This is a genomic window from Winogradskyella damuponensis (assembly GCF_039538385.1).
Classification (GTDB): domain Bacteria; phylum Bacteroidota; class Bacteroidia; order Flavobacteriales; family Flavobacteriaceae; genus Winogradskyella; species Winogradskyella damuponensis.
In genome coordinates, this window is sequence record NZ_BAABCB010000028.1 from 105,806 (window position 1) to 119,742 (window position 13,937).

Consider the following 13,937-nt stretch of genomic DNA (forward strand, 5'->3'; position numbering starts at 1 on the left):
TAAAAAAAAACATTATGAAAATAAAGAATTATAGTGCCTATATTTTTAGTATTTTATTACTTCTTACATCATCTTGCAGTCAAGACGATGTAAATAATCCAACATTATCTGACACAGATTTAACCGTTTATTTTTGGGGTGAAGGAGATAACATAACAGGTATTGCATGGGAAGGTTATGATGTTTTAATAGGAGAAACACTAGACCTAAACCTACAAGTATCACCAAGTGAAGACACCACCGTAAAATGGGTAGACGACGAGACTGGTGAGGTGTTAAGCAACAATTTAAATTATACTTACGCTCCTACTGAAGAAGAGACCAAAAGAGTTAATTTTATTGCGACCCGACCTTCTGGATATGAGAAAACAGTGGTCTTTAATTTTAGAGGTAATCTCGATGGTTACACGAGTAGAATTAACGAATGGCAATCTATTCCAATTCCGCAAGGCACTCAAACAGGTACATTTACTGTTGAGTTTGATATGATTCCTAGTAAAGACATCATGGATGGTGTTGTTGGTATCTTAGATGGTATTGCAACAACGTATTCTGATAACTCATGCATTGTAAGATTAAATCCTTCAGGAAAAATAGATGCTTATGATGATACTGGGTACGCAGCGGATAACGAGCTAGAATATCATGCTGGTTTAACGTATCATGTAAGAATGGATATCGATGCCGTTACTATGACTTATGACATATACGCCAATGAGCAAGGTGGAGACGTTGTTCAAATTGGAGAAAATTATAAATTTAGACGTAAAATTACACACCAAGATTATTGGTCTATGGTCGCTGGTAATTTTAATTTGGATGATCCTGGAACGCATAGAGTTTTAAATATGGAAATCACAACACTAACACAAAATCAAGCTCCTGTTTTTCTACCTGTGGATGATGTTGTATTAGCGGAAGGAGCAGTTTTAGAAGTAGAAATTGAAGCCGTAGATCCTTTAGGCGGTAATATTACTATGGAAGCAAATGATTTACCACAATTCGCAAATTTTGTAGATAACGGCTTTGGATCTGGAGCAATAACTTTTGACCCATATTCCGATTGCGGAGGATGCGATTTAGGTACCTATGATATTACCATCGTTGCTACTAATGGTGTTGAATCCTCTGAGTTAACTTTTACTATTGATATTGTTGATCCAAACGCGGCCTTCGATGTAACTGCGGATGCAGGAGATGCTACAATTTGGAGTGGAGGCTCTGTGGATGCAACATGGACTCAACTATTTGGTGGTCACGTAGCCACAGGCGTTGGTGGTGATGATCAAGTCGTTGGTGTAATGCCATTTGCTTTACCAGAAATCCCTGAAGGTAAAAGAGTAAAATCAGCCGTTTTAAAGGTCAATGTCGTTAATAATAACTCTTGGGTTCCCGTAGAGTTTGATGTGTACGCTATAGCTTCCAGATCAACTTCAGAGGTTCTATCTACAGACTATTTTACAGGAGATTATAATACCGATGCCAATGCTACTGCAATTCAACAAGGTTTTATCACTGATGGAGATGCTCTTGGCGAATTTGTTATGGATGACCCATCAGGCATAACTTTAGCAACTTTTATGAATGACCAATATGATAATGGAGCAAGTGCCGGAGAATTTATGTTTCTTAGAATTGGTGCTAACCGAAATGACATGCCAATTTGGGCGCATTTACAGTTTGATAGTGCAGAATCAGGGGCAACCGCTCCTATTCTAACAGTGACTTTAGAAGATGAGTAAGCTTGTTATCTAAAAATATAAGTATTTAAAACTTACTAAAAATAGAAACCTCCAGTACAACGTAATACATTGTGCTAGAGGTTTTTTAAGTTTAATATTTTATAATGAATGCTGTTTTCTTGCTTAAAAATATAAATGTTAGATTTTAAGCAGGTTCAAAATCCTTTTTTAATGATTCTTTGGCCAATTTTAATTCTAACTCAGTAAAAGGCCTTGCTTCTGAAGCAGAGACCGCTCCTTTTAACTCGCTAATATTTTTAGCTCCTGATAAAACCGTTGAAATCCCTTTCTGATCCAATACCCAACGTAAGGCAGCTTGTGGCATATTTTTAACGTCATCTCTCATTAAAAACTTGAAAGCCTCTACTTGGTCAACGCGCTCTGCAATGTCTTCACGCGAATAACGTGCATTCAATGTGCCTTCTGCAAATTTTGTATATTTTGTAATTGCTCCTGATAAAAACCCGTTTGCCAAACACTCTCGTCCAAAGACACCAATTGGGTATTCTTGTAATTCTTCGATTAATTCCTGAGATTCTTTATTCATTAAACTCAATACCACTTGAATAACGTCTATTTTACCTTCTTTTGCCCATTGACGTGCCATATTTTCGGTCTGATGAAACATGGAAATAGAATGCCCAATAAATCGTACTTTACCTTGTTTTTTAACTTGTTCAATTCCTTCCCAGACATCATCATCGATTTCTTCAGGAGAAAAAGGAGAATGAAAAAATAACACATCGATATAATCGGTTTGTAACCGTTTTAAACTCTCTTCTACGGAATCAATTACTCGCGATTTATAAAATTGAGACGCTCCATTTTTAATCGTCGGATTTCGTCCAAATTTTGTAGAGATATGTACCTTATCACGTTTGCCTTTTAGTGCTTTTCCTAAAACTATTTCGGCAACACCATCTTGTTCTGGAGTACCATACTGCGGTGCTGTATCAAAAATATTTACACCCATATCAATACCGGCATGAATGGTATTTATCCCATCCTTTTCATCAACACCACCATAAACTTTGTTACCAAAAGCCCAAGTACCCAAACTGATTTCACTAATTTCTATACCCGTTCTTCCTAATTTTCTATATTTCATAAATATTTTCGTTTTAACTCTTCTATAACTAAAGATGCATTTCTTAGAAATAATTTTACAATCTTTTCACCTAATGCTTTGGTCGCTAATCTTGGATCGTCACCAGAAACAGCATCTAATTCTAGCGTAACTGACCTGTCCTTTGGTAAGGTCTCTAAATCTACCGTTTCAGGTGCGTAGTATAATTGTAAGGATGTTTCACCTATAGCCGAATGGTTAGCAACTAATAGATCATCTGGTAAAATATCGAATTCTGCTAATGCCCAAAATCTTCTATCTGGATATTTATTATTAAACGCTTCTGCTACCGTTTTTAAAAGCGTCAGGTGAGGTTCGCCTGCATGTCCAGATAATAAAACAATAATTTTAAAACCTTGCACAACTAGTTGTTCCAAATACTCTTCACATGCAAGCCTAATGAGCTTCTCTGAAAATTCAATAGAATGCTTAGGGAAGTTGACACCTGGATAAGATTTAATTAAATTAGCAGCCAAACTAACAACGGGAAAAACAAGACCTCCATTTTTTTCTGCTAAGTCTTTGCACATGCTAAACGCTTTTATGCTATCAAGACCAGTAGGATTATGATTTCCATGATATTCAATGGCTCCCCAAGGCAAATATGCAATAGGTGTCTTTTTTTGAATCGCTTCAATCTCCTGAGGTCGCATTTGGTCGTATAGTCCCCAAGTAGAAGCTGTATTTGTAGTGTCATTAACAATATTCATATCATTCAGCATTAAAACTCATCAAAAGCAATTTGATGACTTCTCACTCCTAATTGCGTCAACATTTTGGTACAGGCCTTAATCATCTTTGGTGGACCGCATAGATAAAATTCTAGGGCTTTAGGGTTGGGATGCGTTTTTAAATAAGTATCAAAAACAACTTGATGAATAAAACCCGTTTGTCCTTCCCATTTATCGTCTTTTAACGGTTCAGAAAGTGCTATTTGAAAATTGAAATTAGTATGTTCATCTTGAATACTTTTGAAATAATCATCATAAAAAATTTCTTGTTTAGAGCGTGCTCCATACCAGTAACTCACTTTTCTATGGGTAGACTCATTTTCGAATAGATGCGCAATATGAGAACGGATTGGCGCCATACCAGCTCCACCTCCAATATAAACCATTTCTCTCTGTGTCGGTTTTATATGAAAATCTCCAAAACTACCAATAGCAGTTACACGATCACCTGGTTTTAGATTAAAAATATAACTAGAACCAATGCCTGGAGGACAATCTTGACCAGGTGGTGGGGTCGCTATACGAACATTAAATTTAAGTGTGTGTTCTTTAAGTCCGTTACTGGCTAATGAATAATTATTAACGCGACCAACCTCAGCATTACTACAACTTAAATCAAAAATTCTTTGATGATTCCAAACGGCAGCATAAGGCTCTGGAATATCAAATTGATTGAATGGTATTTCATTATACTCTGGAATGTTAATTTGCATATAATCTCCAGGCACAAATTCTATTTTTTCATTCGTATTTATAGGCTCAAGAATAAGTTCCTTTATAAATGTTGAAACATTTTGGTTACTAATTACTTTTAAATCATAGCGCTTTTTCTTGCGAGAACCTGATCCACCTGCCTTTTCAATATTTAGCCAGATTTTATTATTTCGGTTTTCAATGGGATAAGTTGCCAATCCTTGACAAATAGGAGCACGAGCAGGAGAACCATCTTCAATATTAAAACGTCCATTATGTTTTGGGCATTCTATAATTTTACCTTTTATTAAACCTTCACTTAAGTGTGTATTTCCATGTGTGCAAATACCATCTGTAGCATGAAGACAGCCTTGACTATCACGAAAAAGGGCAAAGGTTTTCTTTACATGATCAAATCTAATAATATCTTCAACCTCTAAATCTTTGTCAGCACAAACTTCTAACCAGCCTTCAGAATCAGGTAATACCTTAGACTTTACTAAACCTTCTGGTGCGACGTTTTTTCCTTCTGGTAATTTACGTTTCACGTAATAACCAGGTTCTTTAACTTGTCTTTTTATGGCAGGTAGTATTTCACTCCAAGCACTGTAAATAGACGTGTAAACTGGAGGACAATCGTCTTTTATAAGTTCATGTAATTTAGGAAGTGCATGGTAAGGCACAAGCGGAAACATATGATGTTCTGTGTGGTAGTTCATATTCCAATATATAAACCTGCTTATTGGATTCATATAAACGGTACGGCAATTTAAACGGTGATCTAAAACATTTTCTGCTAAACCAGCATGTTGTGTAGTGTTATGCACAATCATCAGCCAAGTCCCAAAAAATTGAGGTAATACAAATAGAAATATTGGAATCCAACTACTCAAAATAATAGACAAACTAATAACAGCAATATAAATTGCTAGGTAAATGCGTGCTATTGTAAAAATTTTGCCAAATTCAGTTTCTGGAATATACGTTTTTTCCGAATCCGTAATTTTTCCAAATGCATGCCGAATTAAACTTGGAAAGAATGTTTTGTAACCTCCCCAATTAAATAGAGATAAAATAAGATTCTTGATGTTTGGTGGACGCGGTATTTGAATTTCTGGATCGCGTCCAACAATAATAGTATCACTGTGATGACGGGTGTGACTCCAACGCCAAACTACAGATTCTCTCATCACCATAAACGATGCTACTTCATAAACAACATTATTCATCCAATCGGTTTTAAATGCTGTTCCATGGCTACACTCATGCCATCTAGAGTCTGAACTTGTACCATAAAATACAGCGTAAATAAGATACGGAAATACAACCCACCATGTGCCCCAGAGTAAAATGGTAGCGACCGCTGTACTAACTAAAATAGCAACTAAAAGTAAGGTATCTATAATGGCTGGTCCATCTTTTCTTACTAATAATTTTCGCATGATTTTGCGAGGCACTGGAGTTTGGTACCAATCTGCCTCAGCAAGTCCTAATTCTATAGCTCTAGCAGCATTTTTTCCTGTTAGTGAGTAGTCTAATTCAATTTGAGGGTTCGGCATAGAGGTTTCATGAGCCAAAGTCTTTTCTTTATGTGTTTTTTGTATTACAACCTTTGGTTCTAGATCTATCATTTTAATTTTTTACTGTTTTCATACCTTATGTCAAATTTGCAAACGGTTAATTTTTGCTCTTATAAATTGACGTGATGAAAATTGATTATAGCGCCATGAGAAACACTTTATTCAATATGGGTGATTTACAAACTTAGAGGAATCACCTATTCCAAACAATAGACGTTTTGTTGGTTTTGTTGTTCAAAATGTCTACATTTGATTAGATATGGACAGTTTTTTTCACTATTTAGCTGACGACCCTGAAGCCGAGGTTTGGGGTGTTTATGTGCCTACATGTGGCTATCAGCATATTTACCCTGGAGCTCAATACCCATTAGAAGGTCACCCAGATACACATGACTTTCAACAAGCCATGGGAAGAACGCTACCTGGATGTTATCTTGTGTATGTGCCTACAGGCAAGGGTACGCTAGAGACAAAATCTGGCAAATGGGAAGTGAACTCAGGAGATGTTATGTTATTATACCCAGGAGAATGGCATAAGTACAAACCAGATGAAGACACAGGATGGGAAGAGTATTGGATGGGCATACGAGGTGAGGTCTTATCTAATAAAATACTTAAAGATTTGTTTCCTAACAATACGTCCTATGTGAAACAAATGGGATATCAGGATGAGTTGATATTTTTATTTAATCAATCTATAAAATTAGTTAAAAGAAATAGCCCAGGATTTAGAAAAATTTTAGCAGGCATCGTTTTACAGTTGGTTGCCTATGTTATTTCTTATGAAAACCAAGAAACAGGTAATCGAGAAGAAGAACTTTGTAAAAAAATAATTGATTTTATTAGAGAGAATCTTAATACAGATGTAGACTTTAAAAAACTGGCTAGTGAGCATCACTTAAGTTACAACAGGTTTAGAACGGTTTTTAAAAATAATACTGGCGTTTCCTTACAGCAATATCTTATTCAAGAACGGCTAGAACATGCGAAACGACTTATGGTGAATACCACGCTTTCTTTAAAGGAAATTTCCGCTAAAACAGGGTTTAATTCGCTATTCTATTTTTCAAAAGTATTTAAAAATAAAATGGGGTATTCTCCAGGACAAATTAGAAGAAAGCCATAGTTTTAACGTTGTAAAACTATGGCTTTATGGTTATTTTTATGTTATGAAATAAACCATACTTCAAGAAATTATCCTCATTAAAAAAAGTTTAAACGCCTAATGACATCTAATTTATACTCTACTTATTCAAGCTAATTTCTAAAGGGTTGTTTACACATTTTGAAAATGTAACTATATAGTCTTCCCATGCTTTCTCAGAAGCAAACTGACCACTTTTTTTCCACCCAAAACCTGCGTAATAAACAACCTTATTGTCGATGACTTTAAGATGTGCATAAGCATTACTAAGATCTTTTATGTCACTATTATAAGTCTCAAAATCATTAAAATAATCTTTAGACGCAATAATAGCAGTTCCTAACTCTGAATCTGCATGAGGTTGCCAATAACTAAGCCAACCTTCTTCATTATTACCAGAAACTTCACCATCTCTTTCATGTAAAGTTAAACCAGCTGAAATGTTTTTGACACCATCTAATGACACATTAAATTTTGAAAAATTCTGACCTAAATCCAAACTGATAACTTTTGATTCTGTAATTGTGTTTCCTGCAGCATCCCAATTTTCATATTCCAAATAAAAACTAGTTCTGAGAGGCCCCGTTGTTATTGTATGCCAATTGATAAAGTTTTTAGCGGTATAATACGTCGTATCAATTTTTACAGCAATACCACCTACTCCACGACTAGCGCCAACATGAAAATCATCTAATCCTTCACCTGAATCGATATGATAACTTCCGTCTGTTTCAGTTTCCTTTTTGTACCATTTATTAATAATTGGATATTCTACACGTTTTAACCAAGCGTCAACACCACTAGAAAGCGTACCTCCAGGAATACTATCTTCAATCATTTTTTGTGCCGTTGGACCATAAACACGGAAAGCAACTTTATCATTTTCCCACGTATAGTCATCGGTTCGTTCTGGTACAAAACGCGAATAACACAATTCTGCTGCTTTAGGTTGTTCTGCTTCGGTAATTGTCACCACCTCAAATTTAGCTACAGATTTTGAAGCTATTTTAGGTTGAAATAAAATGACATCCATAGTGCCATCTCCATCATTATCCACTAATTGGGTCACTTGAAGCTCGCCTGTATTTATATCTTTAATACCAATATGAGATAGATTATCTACGTTTAAGAACGCTTTATCAATTTCTACAGTTTCAAAGGAACGCTCAAACTCTAATGTGTTTTTTACGCTAATAATGGTGTTTTTCTTTTCTTGCGCGCAAGCACATAAAAGCACTATCAGTAATACAGAAATACGATTTTTTATGATTTTCATACTATTTTATATTTACTAATCTTCGTTCGCAGGTTTACCAATAGTTGCAAGAATTCCTCCATCTACATAAACAACATGGCCATTAACAAAATCACTGGCTTTAGAACTTAAAAATATAGCTGCACCCTGAAGATCATCTGGGTTTCCCCATTTTCCTGATGGTGTTCTATTGACAATAAAATCATTAAAAGGGTGACCATCTACTCTAATAGGTTCTGTTTGACTTGTTGCAAAATACCCAGGACCTATTCCATTGGTTTGAATGTTGAATTTTGCCCATTCTGTCGCCATATTTTGAGTTAGCATTTTAAGTCCACCTTTTGCAGCCGCATAAGCACCAACTGAATTTCGACCTAACTCACTCATCATGGAACAAATGTTAATAATTTTTCCACTTTTTCTTTCAATCATTCCTTTTACAACGTGTTTAGAAACAATGAAAGGTGCTACTAAATCGACATCAACAACCGCTTTAAAATCAACCACCTCCATATCTACCAATGGAGTGCGTTTAATAATACCTGCATTATTGACTAAAATATCAATGGAACCAACTTCTTTTTCAATTTTTTCAATATTTTCTTTTACAGCGACCTCATCTGTAACATCAAAAAGGTAACCGTAGGCTTCAATACCAAATTCTTTATAAGTTGCAACAGCTTCATCTAATTTTGTCTGTGACGAATTTCCGTTTACAACAATTTTAGCACCTGCATTTCCAATACCTTTAGCCATTGCCATTCCTAAACCATGCGTAGCTCCGGTTATTAATGCTGTTTTTCCTGTTAAATCAAATAAGTTAATAGACATAATTGCTGTTTTTAATAAATTATTTTAACTCATTGATCTTACAGTGATCCATATCTCCGTAGTCTAAATTTTCTCCAGCCATACCCCAAATAAAGATATAGTTACTCGTTCCTGAGCCTGAATGTATAGACCAAGGTGGAGAAATTACAGCTTGATTATTGGCCATCCAAATATGTCTTGTTTCCTCAGGTTCTCCCATAAAATGACAGACAGCCTGATCTTCTGGCACTTCAAAATAAAAGTACACCTCCATTCTTCTATCATGCACATGAGCTGGCATGGTATTCCAAACACTTCCTGTTTTTAGCTCAGTCATACCCATTTGTACCTGACACGTTTCAACTACACTATTTACAATTAGTTTTCTAATTGTTCTGGCGTTTGCTGTTTCTAAAGCACCTAATTCTACCACTTCAGCATCTTCTCTACTAATTTTTTTAGTTGGAAACGTTTTATGAGCTGGTGTAGAGTTTAAATAAAATTTTGCCGGATTTGTAGCATCCTCACTACTAAATCTAACATCTTTATTTTCTCTACCTATGTATAATGCTTCTTTATAATCTAAATGATAAGCTACACCATTGACAGAAACAGTGCCTTTGCCACCAACATTTATAATTCCTAATTCGCGTCGTTCTAAAAAATAATCTGCTTTTAAGGGCTCTATGGATTCTAATTTTAATTCATTTTTCACTGGAACAGCTCCTCCAGTAATAAATCTATCATAATGCGAATAAACCAAATTAATAACATCATCTTCCATAACGTTACTAATCAAAAATTCATCTCTTAATCTATTCGTATCGTAATTTTTCACGTCTTGTGGTGATGCCGCATATCGTGTTTGATAGTGAGTTGTCATTGCCAAATATATTTAAGTTAATTTTTGTAAAAGTAATAAAAATATTCAAAATACAATCGATTGTATTTTGAATATCATATATTTGTTACATAATGTTCCTTGATTATAAGTGTAAAAAACGTAATCTAATAGGTACTAAATAATATTCAAATGCAAAACAATAAGGTTACCATACACGATATTGCTAAGGCCTTAAATATCGATAGTTCTACAGTATCTAGAGCTTTAAACGATAGCCCAAGAGTGATACAAAAAACTAAGGATATTGTTTTAGCTAAGGCTGCAGAAATGGGTTACCAACGCAACCATTTAGCCTCTAGTTTAAGAAAAAGCAAAACAAATACCATTGGAGTTATAGTACCAAGAATTTCGCGTCATTTCTTTTCATCTGTAATTAGTGGTATTGAAGAGACCGCATATGAAGCTGGCTACACGGTTATTATTTGTCAATCTTTAGAGCAATTCAATCGTGAAAAAAAAATTATAAACACGCTTATGGGTCAACGTGTTGACGGTGTGCTCATGTCCATTTCAATGGAAACTAAAGACTATAAGCATTTAGAAGTCTTAAAAAAGCAAGGTATTCAACTCGTTTTTTTTGATAGACATTGTGACATTCCTAATTATTCTAATGTATTAATTGACGATTTTAATGGTGGTTTTGAGGCGACAGAACATCTCATTTTAAAAGGATGTAAACATATTGCTCATTTTTCTGGTCCGCAAAACCTAGAAATTTATAAAAACAGATTTAAAGGTTATAAGCATGCCCTTTCAAAACATGGTCTACCCTTTGAAGAAGCACTTGTATTTCCATCAAAATTAATGGAAGAAGATGGTAGGAAAAATTCCGAAAAATTATTAGCCCTACCAAATCCCGTAGATGGTATATTTTCTGCAAACGACGTGGCTGCTATTGGAGCCATTAAATATTTAACTGACAACGGTGTTAAAATCCCTGAGGATATTGCAATTGTTGGCTTTAGTAATGAACCTATTTCAACAGTTATTAATCCTGCTTTAACCACAATTAATCAGCCGGGAATTGAAATAGGTAAAGCTGCTACAGCATTACTTTTGAAGCATATAACAAAAGAAAATGGTGCATTAGACGCACAAACCATCATAATGGATTCTAATTTAATAGAACGTCAATCGTCAAAAAAGTGAAAGCTTAATTTAAAATGATTTCAATGAAAACAATTGTTCCAATATTTATTTCATTTCTATTATTAATGACCTTTACGTCTTGTGAAACGTTACAAAACGAAAAAACAATCAAATTAGCTCACGGATTAGACACAAATCATCCTGTACACAAGGCCATGATACGTATGGGTGAAGAGCTTGACAAAAATTCTAAAGGAAAACTAAAATTAGAAATATATCCTAACCAGCAATTAGGTTCTGAGCGTCAATGCTTAGAGCTGCTTCAAATAGGAAGTTTAGATATGACCAAAGTATCTGCTGCAGTTATGGAAAATTTTTCGCCAGATATGAAAGTGTTTGGTCTACCATTCATTTTCAAAGATCGTGAACATACGTTTAATGTTTTAGATGGTACTATTGGAAAAGAATTGTTGGATGGGGGACAAAAATATTGGCTAAAAGGTTTAGGATATTATGATGCCGGAAGTCGCAGTTTTTACACTAAAGAAAAAACTGTTGAAACACCAAAAGATTTAGAAGGCTTAAAAATCAGAGTCATGGAAAGCGTTACAGCCATGCACATGGTTACAAGTCTTGGAGGCTCTCCTACTCCAATATCATCAGGAGAATTATATACCGCTTTACAGCAAGGTGTTGTAGATGGTGCAGAAAACAATCCTCCTACATTTTATCTTTCAAGACATTATGAAGTTTGCAAGTATTTTTCTTTGGACGAGCACACTACGATTCCAGATGTATTAATTATTAGTACACATTTGTGGGAAACTTTGAGTGCTCAAGAAAAAGAATGGTTGCAATCAGCTGTAGATGTTTCCATAGAGTATCAACGAAAATTATGGGCAAAAGCAGAATTAGAAGCATTGAAAGCCGTTAAAAAAGCTGGAGTTACCGTTGTTAAACCAGACAAAACGATGTTTAAAAATAAGGTAGAATCTATTTATGAATCTTATAAAAATGATGCACAGATGTATAGCCTCATTAAACGAATTCAAGAAAGCCAAGAATTATGAAGTTAAGAAAAAAAGTGGATAAGGTATTGGGCACTGCACTCGCCATAATTATGGGAGTGATGGTTATAAACGTATTGTGGCAAGTATTTACAAGATTTGTCATGGGCACACCAAGTTCATTTACAGATGAATTAGCACGATACCTCATGATTTGGGTCGGTGTTTTAGGAGCTGCTTATATTTCTGGAAAGCGATTGCATGTTGCCATAGATTTGCTGCCATCACGACTGAATAAAAAAGGACAAACAAAATTAAAGATAGTTGTCAATTGGATTATTATTGTTTTTTGCCTTGCAGCACTTGTAATTGGTGGACTACGTTTAGTATATATCACCTTTACTTTAAAACAGTCTTCGCCTGCATTACAAATTCCATTAGCTGTGGTTTATGCGATAATTCCTATTAGTGGCATCTTGATTATTTATTACAAACTTTCTGATATTATAAACAAACAATTATAATGGAATATTTACCTATACTCATTTTAGTATTTAGTTTTATTGGGTTATTACTACTAAGTGTGCCTGTGGGATGGAGTATTGCCATTTCATCATTATTAACGATGATGACAAGTATAGCCATGCTTCCTGCGTTGACCACTGTGTCCCAACGCATGGCGACTGGTTTAGATAGTTTTGCCTTGTTAGCAATACCTTTTTTTGTGCTTTCAGGCCAACTTATGAATAAAGGTGGTATTGCACATCGCTTAATAGATTTTGCTAAAACACTTGTCGGTGCGCTTCCCGGTGGATTAGCGTTAATCAATGTCATTGCTGCCATGTTAATGGGAGCCATAGCTGGATCTGCAATGGCATCTGCATCAGCTATGGGAAGTATTTTAGGACCCGAAATGGAAAAGGAAGGCTATTCAAAAGAATTTGGAGCAGCCGTAAACATTACATCTTCAACTACAGGATTAATAATTCCACCAAGCAATGTGCTCATTGTGTATTCATTGGCAAGTGGAGGTGTGTCCATCGCTGCCTTGTTTTTAGCAGGCTATATTCCTGGGATTTTAACAGGATTATTTCTTATGATTGTTGCCTCTTTTTGGGCAAAAAAGAAAGGCTATAATGTAGGTAAGAAGAGTTCTTTAAAAGACGTTGGACGTACATTCTTTAGAGCTTTTCCTAGTTTAATGTTACTTGTTGTAGTGATTGGAGGTATTGTAGCCGGTATTTTTACAGCTACAGAAGCATCTGCTATCGCTGTTCTTTATACGTTAATCTTAGGCTTTTGGTATAAGGAAATCACGCTTAACGATTTACCAGAAATCTCATTAGAAGCCTGCGGCACCACCGCGATTGTAATGCTTTTGATTGGTGCATCTACGAGTATGTCTTGGGTAATGTCTTACGAGAATATTCCCAATGATATTAGTACAGCTTTATTAGGAGCAAGCAATAATCCCATAGTTATATTACTAATTATTAATTTGATATTATTGGTTGTCGGTATATTTATGGATATGACACCTGCTGTACTCATTTTTACTCCAATATTTTTACCTATCGTAGAAAAGCTTGGCATGGATCCCGTACATTTTGGGATCGTTATGATTCTAAATTTATGTATAGGCCTATGTACTCCACCTGTAGGATCGGTTTTATTTGTAGGAGTTGGTGTTGCAAATACAACCATAGAGAAAGTTGTTAAGCCACTTTTACCACTTTTTGCAGCCATGATCATTTCCTTACTATTGGTGACCTATTTTTCAGGATTAAGCTTGTGGTTGCCAAGTTTATTTGGGTATTAAAATGTTGCTTTGGCAGTATCTTTCCGGTTTTAGAAGT

The 13,937-nt window shown here is 35.2% G+C and carries 12 protein-coding genes; 6 read left to right on the forward strand and 6 right to left on the reverse strand.

Annotation, left to right across the window (positions count from 1 at the left end; translation table 11 throughout):
- The first annotated feature begins 14 nt into the window (after positions 1 to 14).
- Positions 15 to 1,742 (forward strand): hypothetical protein, encoded by a 1,728-nt coding sequence (locus tag ABD730_RS13965; RefSeq protein WP_344715498.1) that lies wholly within the window; start codon positions 15 to 17, stop codon positions 1,740 to 1,742.
- Between the two features lie 145 nt (positions 1,743 to 1,887).
- On the opposite strand, the gene ABD730_RS13970 is transcribed toward ABD730_RS13965, so the two are convergent.
- The 3 genes from ABD730_RS13970 to nqrF are packed head-to-tail and all read right to left on the reverse strand — an operon-like array spanning position 1,888 to position 5,923.
- Complete coding sequence (locus ABD730_RS13970; protein WP_344715500.1) at positions 1,888 to 2,850, reverse strand: aldo/keto reductase; 963 nt, start codon at positions 2,848 to 2,850, stop codon at positions 1,888 to 1,890.
- Positions 2,847 to 3,578 (reverse strand): creatininase family protein, encoded by a 732-nt coding sequence (locus ABD730_RS13975; protein WP_344715501.1) that lies wholly within the window; start codon positions 3,576 to 3,578, stop codon positions 2,847 to 2,849. Before ABD730_RS13975 ends, ABD730_RS13970 begins: the two co-directional genes overlap by 4 nt.
- An 11-nt stretch (positions 3,579 to 3,589) precedes the next feature.
- Positions 3,590 to 5,923: an NADH:ubiquinone reductase (Na(+)-transporting) subunit F gene (nqrF, locus tag ABD730_RS13980; RefSeq protein ID WP_344715503.1), complete on the reverse strand. Its 2,334-nt coding sequence runs from the start codon at positions 5,921 to 5,923 to the stop codon at positions 3,590 to 3,592.
- A 208-nt stretch (positions 5,924 to 6,131) separates the two neighbouring features.
- On the opposite strand from nqrF, the gene ABD730_RS13985 reads away from it, so the two are divergent.
- Positions 6,132 to 6,998, forward strand: coding sequence for a helix-turn-helix domain-containing protein (locus tag ABD730_RS13985; RefSeq protein ID WP_344715504.1), 867 nt, complete (start codon positions 6,132 to 6,134; stop codon positions 6,996 to 6,998).
- Positions 6,999 to 7,116: 118 nt separating this feature from the next.
- Here the strand turns inward: ABD730_RS13985 and ABD730_RS13990 are convergent, their stop codons facing one another.
- From ABD730_RS13990 to kduI, 3 genes are read right to left on the reverse strand one after another with little or no spacing between them, the layout of a single operon-like run.
- Complete coding sequence (locus ABD730_RS13990; protein ID WP_344715506.1) at positions 7,117 to 8,292, reverse strand: DUF4861 family protein; 1,176 nt, start codon at positions 8,290 to 8,292, stop codon at positions 7,117 to 7,119.
- Between the two features lie 15 nt (positions 8,293 to 8,307).
- Positions 8,308 to 9,102: a gluconate 5-dehydrogenase gene (locus ABD730_RS13995; RefSeq protein ID WP_344715508.1), complete on the reverse strand. Its 795-nt coding sequence runs from the start codon at positions 9,100 to 9,102 to the stop codon at positions 8,308 to 8,310.
- Positions 9,103 to 9,121: 19 nt separating this feature from the next.
- Positions 9,122 to 9,964, reverse strand: a complete 843-nt coding sequence (gene kduI, locus ABD730_RS14000; protein ID WP_344715509.1) for a 5-dehydro-4-deoxy-D-glucuronate isomerase — start codon at positions 9,962 to 9,964, stop codon at positions 9,122 to 9,124.
- A 150-nt stretch (positions 9,965 to 10,114) separates the two neighbouring features.
- On the opposite strand from kduI, the gene ABD730_RS14005 reads away from it, so the two are divergent.
- Genes ABD730_RS14005 through ABD730_RS14020 form a run of 4 tightly spaced genes read left to right on the forward strand, consistent with a single transcriptional unit; the run spans position 10,115 to position 13,900 of the window.
- Positions 10,115 to 11,134 (forward strand): LacI family DNA-binding transcriptional regulator, encoded by a 1,020-nt coding sequence (locus tag ABD730_RS14005; protein WP_344715511.1) that lies wholly within the window; start codon positions 10,115 to 10,117, stop codon positions 11,132 to 11,134.
- Between the two features lie 23 nt (positions 11,135 to 11,157).
- Entirely contained in the window at positions 11,158 to 12,144 is a 987-nt protein-coding gene (locus tag ABD730_RS14010; RefSeq protein ID WP_344715514.1) for a TRAP transporter substrate-binding protein, read from the forward strand.
- Positions 12,141 to 12,605 carry a TRAP transporter small permease gene (locus ABD730_RS14015; protein ID WP_282030180.1) on the forward strand — a complete coding sequence of 155 codons (465 nt, stop codon included), beginning with the start codon at positions 12,141 to 12,143 and terminating at the stop codon, positions 12,603 to 12,605. Before ABD730_RS14010 ends, ABD730_RS14015 begins: the two co-directional genes overlap by 4 nt.
- Complete coding sequence (locus tag ABD730_RS14020) at positions 12,605 to 13,900, forward strand: TRAP transporter large permease (RefSeq protein WP_344715517.1); 1,296 nt, start codon at positions 12,605 to 12,607, stop codon at positions 13,898 to 13,900. Before ABD730_RS14015 ends, ABD730_RS14020 begins: the two co-directional genes overlap by 1 nt.
- The last annotated feature ends 37 nt before the right edge of the window (positions 13,901 to 13,937 follow it).

Bases quoted from the DNA above. Each gene is read 5' to 3' on its own strand.
- ABD730_RS14015 (WP_282030180.1), top strand. From the start codon at position 12,141: ATGAAGTTAAGAAAAAAAGTGGATAAGGTATTGGGCACTGCACTCGCC.
- ABD730_RS13985 (WP_344715504.1), top strand. From the start codon at position 6,132: ATGGACAGTTTTTTTCACTATTTAGCTGACGACCCTGAAGCCGAGGTT.
- ABD730_RS13990 (WP_344715506.1), bottom strand. From the start codon at position 8,292: ATGAAAATCATAAAAAATCGTATTTCTGTATTACTGATAGTGCTTTTA.
- ABD730_RS13995 (WP_344715508.1), bottom strand. From the start codon at position 9,102: ATGTCTATTAACTTATTTGATTTAACAGGAAAAACAGCATTAATAACC.
- ABD730_RS14020 (WP_344715517.1), top strand. From the start codon at position 12,605: ATGGAATATTTACCTATACTCATTTTAGTATTTAGTTTTATTGGGTTA.
- ABD730_RS14005 (WP_344715511.1), top strand. From the start codon at position 10,115: ATGCAAAACAATAAGGTTACCATACACGATATTGCTAAGGCCTTAAAT.
- ABD730_RS13970 (WP_344715500.1), bottom strand. From the start codon at position 2,850: ATGAAATATAGAAAATTAGGAAGAACGGGTATAGAAATTAGTGAAATC.
- ABD730_RS13975 (WP_344715501.1), bottom strand. From the start codon at position 3,578: ATGAATATTGTTAATGACACTACAAATACAGCTTCTACTTGGGGACTA.
- nqrF (WP_344715503.1), bottom strand. From the start codon at position 5,923: ATGATAGATCTAGAACCAAAGGTTGTAATACAAAAAACACATAAAGAA.
- ABD730_RS14010 (WP_344715514.1), top strand. From the start codon at position 11,158: ATGAAAACAATTGTTCCAATATTTATTTCATTTCTATTATTAATGACC.
- kduI (WP_344715509.1), bottom strand. From the start codon at position 9,964: ATGACAACTCACTATCAAACACGATATGCGGCATCACCACAAGACGTG.
- ABD730_RS13965 (WP_344715498.1), top strand. From the start codon at position 15: ATGAAAATAAAGAATTATAGTGCCTATATTTTTAGTATTTTATTACTT.